Here is a 15,836-nt window from a genome sequence, read left to right as displayed (position 1 = left end):
ACAATACTAGAATGAAACTTTGGCAAAAATCGTCGTATACTGTCAACGAAAAAGTAGACAAATTTACAGTAGGAAAAGATAGAGAATTAGATATCCTTTTAGCTCCTTATGATGTAAAAGGTTCCATGGCACATGCTACAATGTTAGCAGAAGTGGGGTTACTTACAGAGGAAGATAAAGACACTTTATTAAAAGGATTACAAGAAATTTACGAGGAGATTGAAAGAGGTGAATTTGTGATCGAAGACGGGGTAGAAGATGTGCACTCTCAAGTGGAGATGTTACTAACACAACGTTATGGTGATGTAGGTAAACGTTTGCATTCTGGTAGATCAAGAAATGATCAAGTATTATTAGATTTGAAATTATACTTGCGTGATGCTATTAAAAATGTAGCAGATCATACCAAATCACTTTTTGATACATTAATAGAGAAATCAGAAGAATTTAAAGACTACTTGATGCCGGGTTACACCCATATGCAAGTAGCTATGCCATCTTCTTTTGGCTTGTGGTTAGGTGCTTATGCTGAGTCATTAGTAGATGATATGGTCATGCTAAAAGCAGCTTATGATATCACAGATAGAAATCCATTAGGTTCAGCAGCTGGTTATGGATCATCATTTCCATTAAACAGAACAAGAACAACTGAGTTGATGGACTTCCAAACAATGGCAGTGAATGTAGTCTATGCTCAAATGGGTAGAGGTAAAACAGAATATCACGTAGCCAATGCAATGGCATCTGTAGGAGCTACAGTGGCTAAACTATCTATGGATGGTTGTATGTATGCAGGTGGTAATTTTGGTTTCTTGAAATTCCCTAATGAATTCACAACTGGTTCTAGTATTATGCCTCATAAAAAGAACCCAGATGTATTGGAACTGACAAGAGCTAAATGTAATCAAATTACATCTCTTCCAACTCAAATTATGTCCATCCTAAGTAATCTACCTGTAGGGTATCACAGAGATTTACAACAGATCAAGGAAATTTTACTTCCAGCAATTGAAATGTTGAATGATTGCCTTGAGATGACAAAGTTGATGTTTGAAAAAATGGAGCCTACTAAAGATCTTTTAGAAGCACCAATTTATGATTACTTATTCTCTGTTGAAGAAGTAAATAAATTAGTACTACAAGGTATTCCTTTTAGAGAAGCTTATGTGATTGTTGGAGAAGGAATCGAAAAAGGGGAGTATAACCCAGAGAGATCAGTCAATCATAATCATGAAGGTTCGATTGGTAATCTTGGTAACGATATTATTAAGAAAAGAATGGAAGAAGTTTATAGCTTCTAATTTCAACAAAAACAGCTTGGTCATGATCAAGCTGTTTTTTTTATTAGATATTTTATGTCGTTTTTATAATTCCCACCCAAATCCTAGAGTGTATTGATAATCTAGCTCTTTACCTACTTCCACTGGTTGTGTATCGTAATTCATTTTATACCCTGTTTTTATATAGAAATCATGGGGTAAGCTGTACTTAAGATTTGCTCCTGCATCAATTCTCCAACGCTCGTTGCTTGATAATTCTCTGTATCCTTTAGCAGTTCCATTGAATGAGAGATCACCAATGTCGAATAAATTTATTTCTGTTCCTAAATACCATTCTGTACTGAGGTTAGAAGGTTTTGTAGTTGTCATTCCATTTTCATCTGTGGTAGCGTTAAACGATTCTGACAAATAGGATATACCACTAGAAATACCCCAATAGGCTTTATTGGTATGAACAATAAATTTACCTAAACCCACAGAAGTAATCGCTCTTAGATTAATCGATTGTTCTGTATTAGTGAGATAACTGATACTTGCAGTACTGTAAAAATCTTTTGGTAAAAAGTACCCTGCTGTTAGTTCTCCTTCATCTCTAACAATAGGGTCAACATTGTTTTGTACAGACCGGATACTATTAATTTTTAGGGATACGATCCATTTCTTTGAGTTGTAAGCCAAATAAATGTTTGTATTTAATTGAGAGAGGCTGTTAGCTTTTGTGTAGTTGTATCCTACATCTATACTTGCCGAAAGTTTATTGATAAATGAATCTTTTACTGGTTTTAGATATACAATATTTTTGGGATCAATTGAAACATCCGCACTGTCTTTAGTAGTGATGCTAAATTCATTTTTGTCTGATGAATGAATACTTCCAAAATAACGATCACCATTGGATAAAGTAACAGCAAATTTTGTATTACAAATCATATTCTGTATTCCGTGCCAATCTATCTTAAAATTAACATCTGAATATTCTGTTTTCATTTCTACAATGCCTTTATCTAGCTTTTTGATCTCTCCCACTATTAGATCACCATTTTTCATAGTAAGTGAATCCATTTGTGCGTAAATAAAATGAGGAGCAATAAAGAGAATTATTGCAATAAAATTTTTCATGAAGATAGTGTGATATTGAAAGTCTATATGATGAACTATTAAAGATTAATTTAGTTTGTCAATGTTCTACTTTTCTCTTAAAAATCACAAAATAATTTAAATTTATTTGATGATGTTCAAAGGTGGATAAATACAAAAGGTCTAATTCAAACCTTCTTGAAATAGACCTTTTGTTATATAGGTATTATAATAATACAATTACTTCTTTCTGAATTTTCTTTTAAGACGACCTCTATTTACAGGCTTTGTTTTCTTAGGTCCGCGTTCCACTTTTTTGGTTTGATTTTCAGGGTTGTTAATCCCTTGTTTTTCATGATATGCACCACCTCCACTAGATCTTCGTTTTGGTCGGATATCATGTAAATAATCCTTCTCTGAAATTTTAGGTTTCTCTTCATCTGAGAAAATATCAGAAATTTTCACCTCTTCAGGCATAGGTTCTAACGGAATTACTTTTTCCATTAACTCCTCAATAAGCATTTGATATTCTTGTTCTGCTTCATTGATGAAAGTGATAGCTAAACCTTTTTCATCAGCACGACCTGTTCTACCAATTCTATGGATGTATTCTTCAGGAACTTCAGGGGTATCAAAGTTGATAACATGAGTAATTCCTTTAATATCTAAACCACGAGCAATAATATCAGTAGCAATTAAAAATTTGATACTACCACTTTCTAAATTTTCTAATTGTCTAAAACGGTAGTTCTGAGATTTATTGGAATGAATAATACCCGTTTGCTCAGGAAACTTCTTATCAACTGTTTCGTGTAAACGATCGGCTAACTTTTTATTACGAACAAAAATTAATACTTTTTCCATACCTTCTTCGTGTTCTAAAAGGTATTCTAACATATTTACTTTGGTAAAGAAGTTAGGTACATGATAAGCTCGTTGAGTTACCTTATCTGCAGGAGTACCTGTTCTAGCTATTTCAATCTTTTCTGGTTTGCTAAAGAATGTAGTAATCAATTCCTGAACATCATCAGTGATAGTAGCAGAGAACATGATGTTCTGACGACGGGCAGGTAATAGGTCCATTATACGAGTAAGTTGAGGACGGAAACCTAAATCTAGCATTTCGTCTACTTCATCAATCACAAATTTCTGAAGCGATTTAAATTTCAAGACACCTGCTAAAGCAATATCTAATACACGGCCAGGTGTTCCCACTAAGATATCTAAACCCTCATGAACTTTCTGTTTTTGTGTATTAATGTTAGCTCCACCATATACACCTACAGTTCTCACCGACATGTATTTTGTAAGTGCTTCGATTTCATTGACTACTTGAGCAACTAATTCTCTAGTAGGCACTATAATCAGAACTCTTGGATCATCTTGATTAGAAAACTTCAAGTTTTGAAGAATTGGTAAAAGGTAAGCCATTGTTTTACCAGTACCCGTTTGGGCAATACCAATTATATCTTTTCCTGCACCTACAACGGGAAATGCTTCTTTTTGAATAGGAGTTACATTAATGTACTCTAGATCTTCAATAGCATTTTTGAGGAAATTATTAAGTTTTAACTCGTCGAACGTCACTTTTTTGAAATTTAAATTTTCACAAAGGTATACCTCATCTTGTTAAAAGGGAAAAAATAAGGAGGATATATAACAGACATTGACATACTCTACTAAATAATTGTATCTTGCAAACACTATCATTACCAACTTTATCATAAGAAATAGAGGTTTTATTACTAGTTACAACAGCAATAAATAATTATCGTCAACAAATATCTATGAAACACACATTACTAACATTATTCTTATTGTTTCAATTCTTATTGGTTAAATCACAGCATTTAATTCAGTTTGAAACAGGAGAATGGGATGAAATTATAGAACAGGCAAGTGATGAGCAAAAGTTAATCTATTTTGGAATTACCACCGAATGGAGTAAGCCTTGTCAAAATTTTATAGAATATGTCTACAGTGACAAAAATGTGAGTGATTATTTCAATTCTCATTTTATTAATGTCAATAGAAATTTAGAAGATCAAACCGCAAAAGAGTTTGTTTCTAGGTATGGAATTCGATCATATCCTGCTCATTTATTTTTTGATTCTAAAGGAAAGTTGTTGCATATGATGAAAGGAACTATGCCAACGGATGTTTTTTTATCGAAGTGTGAAAAAGTTTACGATCCAAAATTTCAATTTTTTACAATTAGAGAAAAATTAAGAGAAGGAAAAGAGCTGTCATTTGATGAATACCTAAATTATTGTTCTAGTGCATTTGATTTAGGAATAAAAGACAAAGATGCTTTTGAGGGTTTTATCAAAAAACTTAAGGCAGAAGATTTAGATAATCCACAGGTTATGGATGTAATTTGCCATTCTCTTTATCATTCTAATGTAAAAGACGAAGCGTTTGCTTTCTATATCGAGCATTACAAAATCATATCGTCTTATATAGAGAGAAAAAATTTACAAAACATCTATACTCAATTTATAAAAAACACGCTTTCATATCATTTATTGGAGAAAAAAACAGCAGTTTTTGAAAAGGATATGTATGTTTTAAAACAATACCTTCCTGCAGAGTATACCGTAAAATCAGCGTTTATATATGAGCCAAAATTTTATCTTTCTACAGGAGATAATCAAACAGCATTTTATAGAATAAACCAAAACTTCATGGCAGCTCAGAAAATTGGAGGTCATGAGATTGTAGGATATTGTAACGATTGGGCTTGGATGATTTTTAATTCATCAGATAATACATCAGAATTAAAAAGTGCTTTAAAATGGGTTGAATATGGTTTATCACAAGATCATAACAAATTAGACATGATGGATACCCAAGCACATCTGTATTATAAATTAGGATTGATGGATCAAGCTGAATTAATCGCTAAAGAAGTAAAACTTCAATCTGAAAATACAGGAAGGACTACTGATAAAATAGATGCCCTTTTGAAAAATATTAAATTGAATTAAGATGAAATATATTGCCTTGCTGAGAGGGATTAACGTAGGAGGGAAAAGAAAGGTGTTGATGGCGGATCTAAAATCACTAGTTAATGATTTAGGAGGTACTGAGGTGATAACATACATTCAAAGTGGTAATGTTATTTTTTCCAGTAAAGAATTTGATGAAAAACAATGGGCCGATAGACTAGAAGATGGAATCAAAGAAAAATTTGGTCATGATGTTCCTGTAATCGTTTTAAATCAAGAAAATTGGGATCTTTTAGTGAATAATAACCCTTTCGACACTTCAGAAATAGCACAATTTCATGTTACTGTTCTTGATGAATTTCCCACAGCAGATAATCAATTAAAATTATCTGAAGTAAAATCTGGGGAAGATCAATATCAAGTTGTAGGTAAAGCAGTTTACCTTCATTGTAAAGGGAAGTACCACGAAACTAAATTAGGTAACAACACCATTGAGAAAAAATTAAAAGTGAAAGCAACGACTAGAACTTGGAAATCAATAGTAAAAATAGCTGATTTGATTTAATACTGTGACTAATACTATTTCGTATACGTTAGCATAAATTTGCTGTAAAGTAAATATTTGACAGTAGCAAGAAACATGAACGCAACAAAGAAAATGATCTTTGTTGCGTTTTTTCTTTCATAAGCCTAATAAATCAAATACAAGGGGTTTCATATGAATAGTATATCAACATAATTCTTTATTCGATAGACTAGATGATTACGAAAACATGAAAAAGGGAGTTGATTCTTAATAACTTAATGATGAAGATATAAACTTAGTTTAACCGTAAGAGGAAAGGGCTTTTATACATTTGCAATGGATATTTTATACCAAAACTAATTAACACAATAATGAAAAAGCTTTTTTTTTCTCTCTTCATCTCATTGCAATTTTTTATGGGATGTTCTTCTAATGAAGAAACGAAAACACCACAAGATTTAGATCTTTATGATGTGGTAAGCTATCAGTTAGCTGAGGATGGCCTTTCTATGATAGTACAATTTACATCTGGAGAGACCTCAACCATTAATTTCAATGAATCAATTAATGGTACTGATGGTGTTGGTATTGCTACTGTGACTTTTGATGAAGCTACAGGTCAATTGACGGTAACTCTTACTAATTCAACAGTAATGACTTTTGATATTTCATCGCCTGTTTCTGCTGTTAAGTTGATGAATCATTCGGTTACTCCTCATTTATTGAAAAGACATTCTGGTTTTGAACATTTAGAAATCTACTCTTTACTCTCTTCAGAAGATGGATTAGAGGAGTCTCCTGATTTTCTTTATGGATCAATGGCAGATGGTGCCGGTTTATTAAGAAATGACGATGGTACTTTTACTTTAATCAATAACATCGAGGCACACTACTCTGTAGCTAGAGTGACTTTTGATCAGACCTTTAAACCAGTAAAAGGAGAAATCATCTTAGATGCAACTGCTACGGCAAATACAGCTCAATGTTCAGGTACACTTGTAACTCCTGAAGAACACGGTTTTGGCCCAATTTATCTTTCTGGTGGAGAATGGGGAGGTTCTTCTACAAATGTATTTGCTACTGATCCTTTTAGAGATGCTTCTGAAAAGTCTACGGGAAGAACTTTGGACGCCATGGGACAATGGACGGTTGAAAATGCAGTTCCACTTAGCAAGAATGCTTATCCAAATAAAACAATAGTACTTATTGGAGATGATAGCCATGGAGATGCTGGTGGAGCATTAGCAATGTATGTATCTGAAACTGTTGGTGACCTAGATGGCGGTAAATTATATGCTCTTAAGTTAGGTAATGGGACTATGACGGATAATGAATTGGCTGATTCTGATGAACCTGTTGCTGTTTCTTTTGTAGAACTAGAAGAAAGAACTTACGATGCACTAAACACAGAATGTATTGCTAAAGGAGTTATGGCTTTCAATAGAGTAGAGGACATCGATTATAGAAAAGGTGATGCTTCTGCTAATAGAGAAATATACTTTACTGCTACAGGTAGATCTCAATACAATGATACAAGAACAAAGTACGGCAGAATCTATAAATTAGTTCTTGATGAAAATGATCCACTAAGCGGAACTTTAGAAGTACTTCTTAATGGAGATAATTTAGAAGGAAAAGCACATCGTTTACATAGCCCAGATAACATTTTAGCTACTGATAACTTTTTATATATACAAGAAGATCCTAATGGTTATGATGATGTAGCTTCTAAACAACATGATGCCTATTTACATCAGTATAATTTAAAAACAGGAGTATTAAAAGTAGTTCTTGAATCAGATCACAGAGGTTCAACAGGTCTTGATAATGGATATTCTTCTATTGATGACCGTTGGGGAAAATGGGAGTTAACAGGTATGATCGATGTTTCTAAACAATTAGGAATGGAAGGTACTTTCTTGTTAATCCAACAAGGGCACTCATGGAAATCTGATGACTTTTTAGATAAATCCAACCCTAATAACTCAATTAAAGAAGGCAGTATTCTAACGGTCATTAAGGGACTTGAAAGATAATTAACCCAAACTATTTAGAACTCAGTGATCATTCATTTGGTCGTTGAGTTCTTTAATTTTTTAATTATGAAAAATCTTCTGATTTTACTTATTGGATGTAATTTATTGTTGTCTTGTCAATCAAAGAAACAGGACTTAAAAACTAATATAGAAACCTATTATTATTCTAATTTAAGGGATTGTAGAGTATCAATAGAAAAGATGTCTACACTTTCTCAAAAAGATAGTTTGATTATCGCTTTTGATGAAGGGCGACAATCTTTGAAAAAGATAGAAGGCATCATGTGTTTCTATTCTTTTAGAACTTATAAAATGTTGAATTCTCCCAATTTACCAGAGGTAGAAGAATTTGATAACGCAGACAAAACACTACAAGCAACAGGTTTCCAAGTAATTGAGGAATTACTTTTTGCAGATGAAATCGATGTGAAAGGTATTCATGAGCAATGTAAGCAAATGATAATGACCATTGATTTGGAACTTGGAAACAATAAGATTACTGTATTTCAACCCTATCACTTATTATGGTCTATAAGAGACGAACTAATACGGATAACATCGTTAGGGATAAGTGGTTTTGACTCTCCTGTCTATTTAAATAGTTTAGAAGAAAGTGTATATGCTTTACAAGGTATACAAGATTTATTAGACCAGAATCAGTTTCTATTTCAAGATCAAATAATCTTAGAAAGGTGGAATGAAGAATTGGATAACGCTAAGCAGACTTTGAAGAAAAGTCCTTCCTTTGATCGTTTCGATCGCTATTATTTTATAAAAAATCATATTCATCATTTAATGGGCTTGTGGGTAACTACTACAAATGATTGGGAGGTAGAGTTTCCATTCGACCAAAAAGTGAATTATGATGCACTATCTCTATTTCATCCTCAGACATTCAATACCAATAGTTTTATGTCGCGAAATAGCGTAAAATATAATGAACAATTGGTCAATCTTGGTCAACAGCTTTTTCATGATAAATCCCTTTCAGGAAATAATAAAATGAGTTGTGCAACTTGTCATGATCCTCAAAAGGCGTTTACAGATGGTAGAAAACTATCTATCACCAATAAAGGAAAAGATAATAAAAGAAATGCACCAACATTAATGTATGCAGGGTTACAAGCTTCTCAATTTTATGATGCAAGACAATCTAATTTAGAAACTCAAATTAAAGCAGTAGTAGATAATAAAGACGAGTTTGATCATCATATGAATGGAGTAATTGAAGCGATACAAAAGAATGATGTATATGTAAAAGAGCTTCAGAAATACTATAAAAAAGTAGATAGTTATGCCGTTAGAAATTCACTAGCTATGTTTATCCATAGCTTATCACCATTCCAATCTAAATTTGATAAAGCAATATCTAATATTGGAGAAGATTTATCAGAAGAAGAGGTAGAAGGATTTAATTTATTTATGGGGAAAGCAAAATGTGGAACTTGTCATTTTGCTCCAATTTTTAATGGAACTGTTCCTCCTCATTATACTCATAGTGAGTTAGAAGTATTAGGTGTCCCTAGGGAGGTGAGATGGAAAGGAGCAATGATAGATCAAGATCAAGGTAGGTATGATGTATCAAAAGCAAAAGAAAAGATGTTTGCATTTAAAACACCAACAGTAAGAAATATAACTTTAACTGCTCCATATATGCACAATGGCGTCTATAATACATTGGATGAAGTGATTCAATTTTATAATGGCGGGGGAGGCCATGGTATCGGAATCTCACTAGAGAACCAAACGTTGCCGACAGATTCCCTACAATTAACTACTACAGAAATAGAAAATTTAAAGCTGTTCCTTGGGTCTTTAACAGATTCAAATTTTATGTAAGTCCATCATGACGATGTAGTCATGTATAATAGTCTAGATGTCAGAGTTCTACCGTTTTTTTAGCGGTAGAACTTTTTTAGAAAAGGTCTTTACCCAATTTATGCACTCTCTCTAGCCATTTTTTTCTAAAAACTTCAGTAGAATTTTTAATAGTGGCAATGTATGTGACTTTCACAGGTGAAACACCACAGAATTCTAATGTACCTCGCTTTAAAGAATGAATGGCAGGGTCTTTCATGAAAAATTTATTGTACCAACTTGGAGAGTCAGCAGTAACAATAATTCTCCCTCTTTTTCCTTTTAATAACTTTCTAGGCAAAGCTTGTCCTTCAATGGGTTCGTAGGTAATTCCAGGAAGGAAAGTTCTATCAATAAAACCTTTCATGATAGCAGGGTAACTATACCACCAAAGCGGAAATACCCAAACTAATAAATCTGCAGCTTTAATCTTTTGTATTGCATCTTCTAAATCAGGCTCTAAGTCGGTTCTTTTTCTATACCCAAATTGTAAACTAGGATTGAAATCTAAATCTGTAATGTTGATTTGTTCTACTTCTGCTTGTGAACTTTCAGCCCCCTTTTTATACGCTTCTGCTAAAGCGAAATTATAGCTTTCCTTGTCTGGGTGTCCGTTAATGATTAATACTTTTTTCATAGTTCAAGATGTTTTTACAAATGAAATGCATCTTTGTGACATCATAAAGGACATATGTCCTTTTCCATTAAAGCCTTTCTAATTCTGCTTAAATGCCTTTTAGTAACCCCTAAATAGCTTGATAGATAATTAATAGGAATTGCTTGTAAATATTCGGGGTGATTTTTTAATAAGTTTTCATATTTACTTTCAGCGGTTTCTTTTTGAAGCATAAATACTCTTTGTTCCATTTTCAAGTATTCTCTTTCCGCAATAAATCTTGATAGCTTAATCCAATTTACACTTTTTGCTTCGAGAGCCAATAATTTATCTCTAGGTGCCATCAATAATGTAACATCTGTGAGTGCTTCTATATTCTCTGGTGTTTCGGTTTGAGAAATGAAAGAGGAATATGCTCCAACAAAAGCATTTTCAAAAGTAAAGCAATAAGTAACCTCTTCTTCAGTAGTATTATGATAATAGGATCTAAATACCCCTGAAACAACAAAGCCTATTTCAGTGGCGATAGCTCCTTCTTCTATTAAAAGCTCTCCCTTTTTTACAGTTTTTGGATAAGTTAATTCGACAAAGTCATCAATTTCACTAGATGTAAGAATATCAAAAGAACTTAAGAACGATTTAATATTAGCCATGAGTTTCTATTTATTTATGCTACAAGTTACTTCTATTATTATCATCCTCCGACATTTTTTTTGATAAAAAGTAACTTATTATTTGCATTTATTAATTCTATCTTCTATAATTGTACATACATTAATTGTTCAAACAAATAAAGATCATGAAATCATATACTAAAGCGATTTATGAAATCATAAAAACAGGACACTGGATAACAGATACTGTTGGTCAGGTACTTAAAGAGGATAATATTACAGAGCCACAGTTTAATGTATTAAGAATATTAAAAGGACAAAAGGGGAATCCAATTACAGTTCAAGACATTCAAGGTAGAATGATTCAGCGTTCAAGTAACGTAACAAGAATAGTGGATAAACTTTTGGACAAAGGGTTGGTCAACCGACAAGAGTGTCCAACTAATAGAAGAAAAATGGATATAACTATAACCTCATTCGGATTAGATGAATTAGAAAAGTTGAATAAGAAAGTATTAGAGTTTCATTCACCTTACATCAATAATCTAACAGATGACGAGGCAGAGATATTAGAAAAATTAATTAAAAAGCTAAAAGGAGAATAAAATGAAAAAATTAGTAGTATTTGCCGCATCCAATTCAAAAGGATCAATTAATCAGAAATTAGCTCAATGGGCAGGAAAACAAATTGAAAATAGTGATGTAAAAGTATTAGACTTGAATGATTATGAAATGCCTATTTATGGTATTGATAAAGAACAAGAGTCAGGAATACCTGAGCAGGCAAAACAATTTTTATCAGAATTAGCCGCCGCAGATGGGATAGTAGTTTCTTTTGCAGAACACAATGGTAACTTTTCTGCAGCATATAAAAATATATTTGATTGGGCATCGAGAGCAGAGAGAAATGTTTACGCCCAAAAGCCTGTATTTGCTATGGCTACATCTCCAGGACCACGAGGTGGAGCAGGAGTATTAAATATAGCAACATCAACATTACCATATGCAGGTGCTAATCTAACGGGTAGTTTTTCATTGCCATCATTCTCCTCAAACTTCTCAGAAGGTATTACAGACGATGCATTAAAAACTAGTTTTAAAGAAGCCTTTTCAAATTTTGAAACAGCACTTTAAATGATAAATAGAGATATTATTTGAGAAAGGAACATAGTTTATGTTCCTTTTTTCATTAGTTCTCTTCTCACTCTACTTAAACTTTCGGTGGTGATCCCTAAATAAGAAGCTAAATGGTAATTCTTGATATTCATTTCTATATCAGGATATCGATTAATAAACTCTTCATACCTTTCTGCTGCAGTTTTAGAAAGATTGGCTATTATTCTTCTATGGTATCCAACAATTGATGCTTGTAACTTGGCTCTGTAGAGTTTATTAAACTCAGGAATTTGTAAACTTAATCTATTGATATCGTCTTTGTGTATACCAAAAACCTGGGAATCAGAAAGACACTCTAAATTATAAACTGCTTCGGTATCAGAGTAGAATGCAATCAAATCAGTAATCCACCAATCGTATACTGCAAACTGTATCGTATGTTCTTTTCCTTTCTCATCAATGAAATAATTTCTTATACAACCATCCACTACATAGTACATTGTATTCACATCATCTCCGTTGACAATAAAAGTTTCTCCCTTTTTTAATTTTTTAAATTGAAAACACTTTTGGATGGCTTCTTTTTCAATATCAGTAAGAAAAAGTTCTTTGAAAACATCAATAGAAAATAAATCAACAGTCATTGGCATTCATCTTATTGTTGAGAATAATAGAAGGGTATTACTATAATTTACAGATACAAATTGATTATTTAAACGTTTTTGAGAATTGTTTTTGCTAAAAATGTTTCAATAATTATTTTTGATGAGTAAATGAAAATTATTTCTATGTTTTTTATAAGATTATTTTCGCAATTACCCTTCTCGATCATATATATTATTTCTGATATCACTGCCTTCTTTATGGCTAATGTGATTAGATATAGAAGAAAAGTAATTGAGAAAAATATTGGTATTGCGTTTCCAGAAAAGACCCATCAAGAGAAAAAAAAGATTATTCATGATTTTTATAGAAACCTCTGTGACGTGGGTTTTGAAGCATTAAAATCATTATCAATGAGTCAAGATGATATGAAAAAGCATCTTGTGATTACGAATCCTGAAGAGTATAAAAAATACCATGATAATGGACAGCCTGTAATCTTAATGACAGGACATTTTGGTAATTGGGAATGGCAATTATTAGCATACACCGCCACCATGGGGGTTCCTTTTGGTGCTGTTTATAAACCATTAGCGAGTAAATTTTCAGAAAACTTGATGGTGAATATCAGAACAAATTTCGGCGGGTATGTTGTACCTATGGAACGAACAATGAGAGAAATATTAGTGAAACATAAAAAAGGAGAGGTCTTTTCTTTTGGTATGGTAGCTGATCAATCTCCTCCTGGATATGATAAAAAAAGAGTTTGGTTAGACTTTTTTGGTAAGGAGTCTGCTTTTTTTATTGGACCAGAAAAAGTAACAGAGTTCATGAACTACCCGGTGATATTTTCTAAAATAAAAAGAATAAAAAGAGGATATTATGAAGTAGAGATTATTGATATTCACGATGGTTCTGAATACGAAAAAGGTTCTAATAAAATCTTAAAAACATATTCTAAATTGGTAGAAGAATGTATCAAAGAACAACCTTCTAATTGGCTTTGGTCTCACAAGCGATGGAAATACACAAGAGATGAAGTGGAATAGATTCAATTCTATTAAATTGCCATATGCAATGGATCATAAAACACTTGACCCTTTTTACCTTTTTGTTCTTCTTCTCCTCTGTATGTGCTCAAGAACTTACAGATTATCATATTGGAGATCATTTTGATCAGGAAAATGATATGATTAGGTTGTCTGTTGGAGGGATTGAAGGAACGCTTTTTATCTACACAGATCGTAAGAAGAAAATTAAGAGCTTGGGGTTTGTACCTACTTTAGATGGACGAAACCCATTAAGGATATATCAACAAGAATTTAAGAATTTGATATATCACTTACAGGCAGAATACAATACTACATTTGAACGAACTTTTGAAAGGGCACGAAAAAAACAACACTATACGGCTAGGATTAAGGAGGCAAAAATAGTGATCACTTTAGATGATTTTACAGATAGGCATTCTTCTACTAGGTTAACTATGATGATCAATAAAATAGAAGATTAAAAAAGTAGTACCTATTTGTTAAACGATTAGTTTTCATGTTGTTATCTATGAAATATCTTCCTAACTAATACCAAAATTAATATTATTCCCTAATAACCCTTTCTTAATTCAACAATTAATATTGGATACAGTATTAATATCGTACATTTGTGCAAAATTGAAAATAATATGAAAGCAATAAAAGATACTGTAGTTACTATAGCCTACAATTTATACGACGAAAATGCAGAAGGAACACTTTTACAAGAGGTGAAATCTGACGACGCATTTGAGTTTTTATTCGGTTATAAAGATGTTCTTCCTCATTTTGAAGAAGCTTTAAAAGGGAAAGAAAAAGGTCATTCTTTTGAATTTGGGATTGTTAAAGATGAAGCTTATGGTGATTTTCAACAACAAGCTGTAATCAAAATACCAAAAGAAGTTTTTAATATTGAAGATAAGGTAGATCAGGAGCAAATTCTTAAAGTAGGAAATGTTCTTCCTATGGTAGGACCTGATGAAATGCCAATGGAAGGTGAAGTGAAAGAAGTTCATGAAGATCACGTAGTTATGGACTTTAATCATCCACTTTCAGGTAAAAACCTTTACTTTACAGGAGAGATTTTAGACGTTAGAGCTGCTACAGAGGAAGAAATGGCTGAAGCAAAACAAGCGGAAGAAAATATGAATGGTCTTTCTGATGTAGATTTAAGTAATCTACCTCAATAAGCCCAATAAAACGGTTTCTATTATTTATTGATAGAACCTTCAAAGCTTCCTAACGAACTTAATTTCCGTTAGGAAGCTTTATAAGTTTATGAGAGCAGGAGAGGAATACTATAATTCTTGCTCAAAAGATCTAAATGTAAATTTACGATGAAAGTAGAAGAAGGATTAGTCGTTGTACTGACTTATAAATTATATGAAAAAGATGCCAACGGTAAATTTATCGAAGAGGCAACTCCTGAAGAACCATTTTTGTTCTTTGTAGGGTCCGGCGGTGTTCTTCCAAAATTTGAGGAGGCATTGATGGGTAAAAGTGAAGGAGACAATTTTAAATTGGCTTTAGGATATCTTGATGCTTACGGTGAACTTATTGAACAATATCAAAATGTAAAAGTAGATAAAAATGCTTTTGGTTTTGTGGATAAGGAAGAAGAGGAAGCATTCCTTCAAGTAGGTCATATCTTATCTGTTGCAGATCAAGATGGAGATGTTTACGATGGTAAAATTATCCAAGTTAATAAGAAAGATGTTTTGATGGATATGAATCATGAATTAGCAGGAATTGATTTATATTTTGATGGAAAAATTGTTGAAGTACGTGAACCTACGAAAGAAGAATCTGATTTTGACGGAGAAGGAGTAGAAATAATGCCTTCATAATATTATGGACGGAAAGAAAAGAAGCAATATAAAAATAGGTGGTCATGTGATGATAGTCCTAAAGGAAGATCAAAAAACAGGTGACCTAACGGAAGGTTTTATAGAGAAAATTCTCACAAAATCTTCTACACACCCACACGGTATTAAAGTAAAACTTGAAACTGGAGAAGTGGGTAGAGTTAAGGAAATATTAGAAGATGGCGAATTTTAATAATTGGCTATTTATTGCATGAAATAACATGCTTACGGGATTAGAGTGAAAGACATTATGCACTCATATCCTTT

Annotated in this window: 17 protein-coding genes; 12 read left to right on the top strand and 5 right to left on the bottom strand. The window is 32.5% G+C overall.

Annotated elements, in window-relative coordinates; genetic code table 11:
- Window positions 1-11: 11 nt before the first annotated feature.
- Complete coding sequence (gene argH / locus NH26_RS08010; protein ID WP_044224985.1) at window positions 12-1,301, top strand: argininosuccinate lyase; 1,290 nt, start codon at window positions 12-14, stop codon at window positions 1,299-1,301.
- 63 nt (window positions 1,302-1,364) lie between these two features.
- Here the strand turns inward: argH and NH26_RS08005 are convergent, their stop codons facing one another.
- Together NH26_RS08005 and NH26_RS08000 are read right to left on the bottom strand one after the other, a co-directional pair.
- A complete protein-coding gene (locus NH26_RS08005; RefSeq protein WP_044224987.1) occupies window positions 1,365-2,399 on the bottom strand; it encodes a DUF481 domain-containing protein in 1,035 nt (344 codons plus the stop codon).
- A gap of 198 nt (window positions 2,400-2,597) precedes the next feature.
- Entirely contained in the window at window positions 2,598-3,944 is a 1,347-nt protein-coding gene (locus NH26_RS08000; protein WP_044224989.1) for a DEAD/DEAH box helicase, read from the bottom strand.
- A 200-nt stretch (window positions 3,945-4,144) separates the two neighbouring features.
- Between NH26_RS08000 and NH26_RS07995 the strand changes: the two genes are divergently transcribed.
- The 4 genes from NH26_RS07995 to NH26_RS07980 all read left to right on the top strand — a co-directional run bounded on the left by NH26_RS07995 (window position 4,145) and on the right by NH26_RS07980 (window position 9,706).
- Window positions 4,145-5,344 carry a thioredoxin family protein gene (locus NH26_RS07995; RefSeq protein WP_044224991.1) on the top strand — a complete coding sequence of 400 codons (1,200 nt, stop codon included), beginning with the start codon at window positions 4,145-4,147 and terminating at the stop codon, window positions 5,342-5,344.
- Window position 5,345: 1 nt separating this feature from the next.
- Complete coding sequence (locus NH26_RS07990) at window positions 5,346-5,870, top strand: DUF1697 domain-containing protein (protein WP_044224993.1); 525 nt, start codon at window positions 5,346-5,348, stop codon at window positions 5,868-5,870.
- Window positions 5,871-6,202: 332 nt separating this feature from the next.
- A complete protein-coding gene (locus NH26_RS07985; RefSeq protein ID WP_242427310.1) occupies window positions 6,203-7,867 on the top strand; it encodes a PhoX family protein in 1,665 nt (554 codons plus the stop codon).
- A gap of 66 nt (window positions 7,868-7,933) precedes the next feature.
- On the top strand, window positions 7,934-9,706 hold the full coding sequence (locus NH26_RS07980; RefSeq protein WP_044224996.1) for a cytochrome-c peroxidase: 1,773 nt from the start codon (window positions 7,934-7,936) through the stop codon (window positions 9,704-9,706).
- A 76-nt stretch (window positions 9,707-9,782) separates the two neighbouring features.
- Here the strand turns inward: NH26_RS07980 and NH26_RS07975 are convergent, their stop codons facing one another.
- Complete coding sequence (locus NH26_RS07975) at window positions 9,783-10,361, bottom strand: NAD(P)H-dependent oxidoreductase (RefSeq protein ID WP_044224998.1); 579 nt, start codon at window positions 10,359-10,361, stop codon at window positions 9,783-9,785.
- A 41-nt stretch (window positions 10,362-10,402) separates the two neighbouring features.
- Entirely contained in the window at window positions 10,403-10,993 is a 591-nt protein-coding gene (locus NH26_RS07970; protein ID WP_044225000.1) for a Crp/Fnr family transcriptional regulator, read from the bottom strand.
- Window positions 10,994-11,139: 146 nt separating this feature from the next.
- Here NH26_RS07970 and NH26_RS07965 point away from each other — a divergent pair, with 146 nt between their 5' ends.
- Both NH26_RS07965 and NH26_RS07960 read left to right on the top strand, forming a co-directional pair.
- The gene (locus NH26_RS07965; protein WP_044225002.1) at window positions 11,140-11,559 is read left to right on the top strand and encodes a MarR family winged helix-turn-helix transcriptional regulator; all 420 of its coding nucleotides are present in this window, start codon (window positions 11,140-11,142) and stop codon (window positions 11,557-11,559) included.
- 1 nt (window position 11,560) lies between these two features.
- On the top strand, window positions 11,561-12,088 hold the full coding sequence (locus NH26_RS07960; protein ID WP_044225005.1) for an NADPH-dependent FMN reductase: 528 nt from the start codon (window positions 11,561-11,563) through the stop codon (window positions 12,086-12,088).
- A gap of 38 nt (window positions 12,089-12,126) precedes the next feature.
- Here the strand turns inward: NH26_RS07960 and NH26_RS07955 are convergent, their stop codons facing one another.
- A complete protein-coding gene (locus tag NH26_RS07955) occupies window positions 12,127-12,714 on the bottom strand; it encodes a Crp/Fnr family transcriptional regulator (protein ID WP_044225172.1) in 588 nt (195 codons plus the stop codon).
- Window positions 12,715-12,858: 144 nt separating this feature from the next.
- Here NH26_RS07955 and NH26_RS07950 point away from each other — a divergent pair, with 144 nt between their 5' ends.
- From NH26_RS07950 to NH26_RS07930, 5 genes are all read left to right on the top strand, one after another.
- The gene (locus tag NH26_RS07950) at window positions 12,859-13,722 is read left to right on the top strand and encodes a lysophospholipid acyltransferase family protein (protein WP_044225175.1); all 864 of its coding nucleotides are present in this window, start codon (window positions 12,859-12,861) and stop codon (window positions 13,720-13,722) included.
- 23 nt (window positions 13,723-13,745) lie between these two features.
- Window positions 13,746-14,186 carry a hypothetical protein gene (locus NH26_RS07945; RefSeq protein WP_044225008.1) on the top strand — a complete coding sequence of 147 codons (441 nt, stop codon included), beginning with the start codon at window positions 13,746-13,748 and terminating at the stop codon, window positions 14,184-14,186.
- A gap of 168 nt (window positions 14,187-14,354) precedes the next feature.
- Complete coding sequence (locus tag NH26_RS07940) at window positions 14,355-14,894, top strand: FKBP-type peptidyl-prolyl cis-trans isomerase (protein WP_052432087.1); 540 nt, start codon at window positions 14,355-14,357, stop codon at window positions 14,892-14,894.
- Window positions 14,895-15,041: 147 nt separating this feature from the next.
- On the top strand, window positions 15,042-15,551 hold the full coding sequence (locus NH26_RS07935; protein ID WP_044225010.1) for an FKBP-type peptidyl-prolyl cis-trans isomerase: 510 nt from the start codon (window positions 15,042-15,044) through the stop codon (window positions 15,549-15,551).
- Between the two features lie 4 nt (window positions 15,552-15,555).
- Complete coding sequence (locus NH26_RS07930) at window positions 15,556-15,762, top strand: YwbE family protein (protein WP_044225013.1); 207 nt, start codon at window positions 15,556-15,558, stop codon at window positions 15,760-15,762.
- The last annotated feature ends 74 nt before the right edge of the window (window positions 15,763-15,836 follow it).

Origin of the sequence: Flammeovirga pacifica (genome assembly GCF_000807855.2) — a bacterium.
GTDB classification, from domain to species: Bacteria; Bacteroidota; Bacteroidia; order Cytophagales; family Flammeovirgaceae; genus Flammeovirga; species Flammeovirga pacifica.
This window is presented reverse-complemented; position numbering and strand designations above follow the sequence as displayed.

Excerpts from the sequence above, each read along its gene's own strand:
- argH (WP_044224985.1), top strand. The coding sequence starts at position 12 with ATGAAACTTTGGCAAAAATCGTCGTATACTGTCAACGAAAAAGTAGAC.
- NH26_RS08005 (WP_044224987.1), bottom strand. The coding sequence starts at position 2,399 with ATGAAAAATTTTATTGCAATAATTCTCTTTATTGCTCCTCATTTTATT.
- NH26_RS07995 (WP_044224991.1), top strand. The coding sequence starts at position 4,145 with ATGAAACACACATTACTAACATTATTCTTATTGTTTCAATTCTTATTG.
- NH26_RS07990 (WP_044224993.1), top strand. The coding sequence starts at position 5,346 with ATGAAATATATTGCCTTGCTGAGAGGGATTAACGTAGGAGGGAAAAGA.
- NH26_RS07985 (WP_242427310.1), top strand. The coding sequence starts at position 6,203 with ATGAAAAAGCTTTTTTTTTCTCTCTTCATCTCATTGCAATTTTTTATG.
- NH26_RS07980 (WP_044224996.1), top strand. The coding sequence starts at position 7,934 with ATGAAAAATCTTCTGATTTTACTTATTGGATGTAATTTATTGTTGTCT.
- NH26_RS07975 (WP_044224998.1), bottom strand. The coding sequence starts at position 10,361 with ATGAAAAAAGTATTAATCATTAACGGACACCCAGACAAGGAAAGCTAT.
- NH26_RS07970 (WP_044225000.1), bottom strand. The coding sequence starts at position 10,993 with ATGGCTAATATTAAATCGTTCTTAAGTTCTTTTGATATTCTTACATCT.
- NH26_RS07965 (WP_044225002.1), top strand. The coding sequence starts at position 11,140 with ATGAAATCATATACTAAAGCGATTTATGAAATCATAAAAACAGGACAC.
- NH26_RS07960 (WP_044225005.1), top strand. The coding sequence starts at position 11,561 with ATGAAAAAATTAGTAGTATTTGCCGCATCCAATTCAAAAGGATCAATT.
- NH26_RS07955 (WP_044225172.1), bottom strand. The coding sequence starts at position 12,714 with ATGACTGTTGATTTATTTTCTATTGATGTTTTCAAAGAACTTTTTCTT.
- NH26_RS07950 (WP_044225175.1), top strand. The coding sequence starts at position 12,859 with ATGTTTTTTATAAGATTATTTTCGCAATTACCCTTCTCGATCATATAT.
- NH26_RS07945 (WP_044225008.1), top strand. The coding sequence starts at position 13,746 with ATGCAATGGATCATAAAACACTTGACCCTTTTTACCTTTTTGTTCTTC.
- NH26_RS07940 (WP_052432087.1), top strand. The coding sequence starts at position 14,355 with ATGAAAGCAATAAAAGATACTGTAGTTACTATAGCCTACAATTTATAC.
- NH26_RS07935 (WP_044225010.1), top strand. The coding sequence starts at position 15,042 with ATGAAAGTAGAAGAAGGATTAGTCGTTGTACTGACTTATAAATTATAT.
- NH26_RS07930 (WP_044225013.1), top strand. The coding sequence starts at position 15,556 with ATGGACGGAAAGAAAAGAAGCAATATAAAAATAGGTGGTCATGTGATG.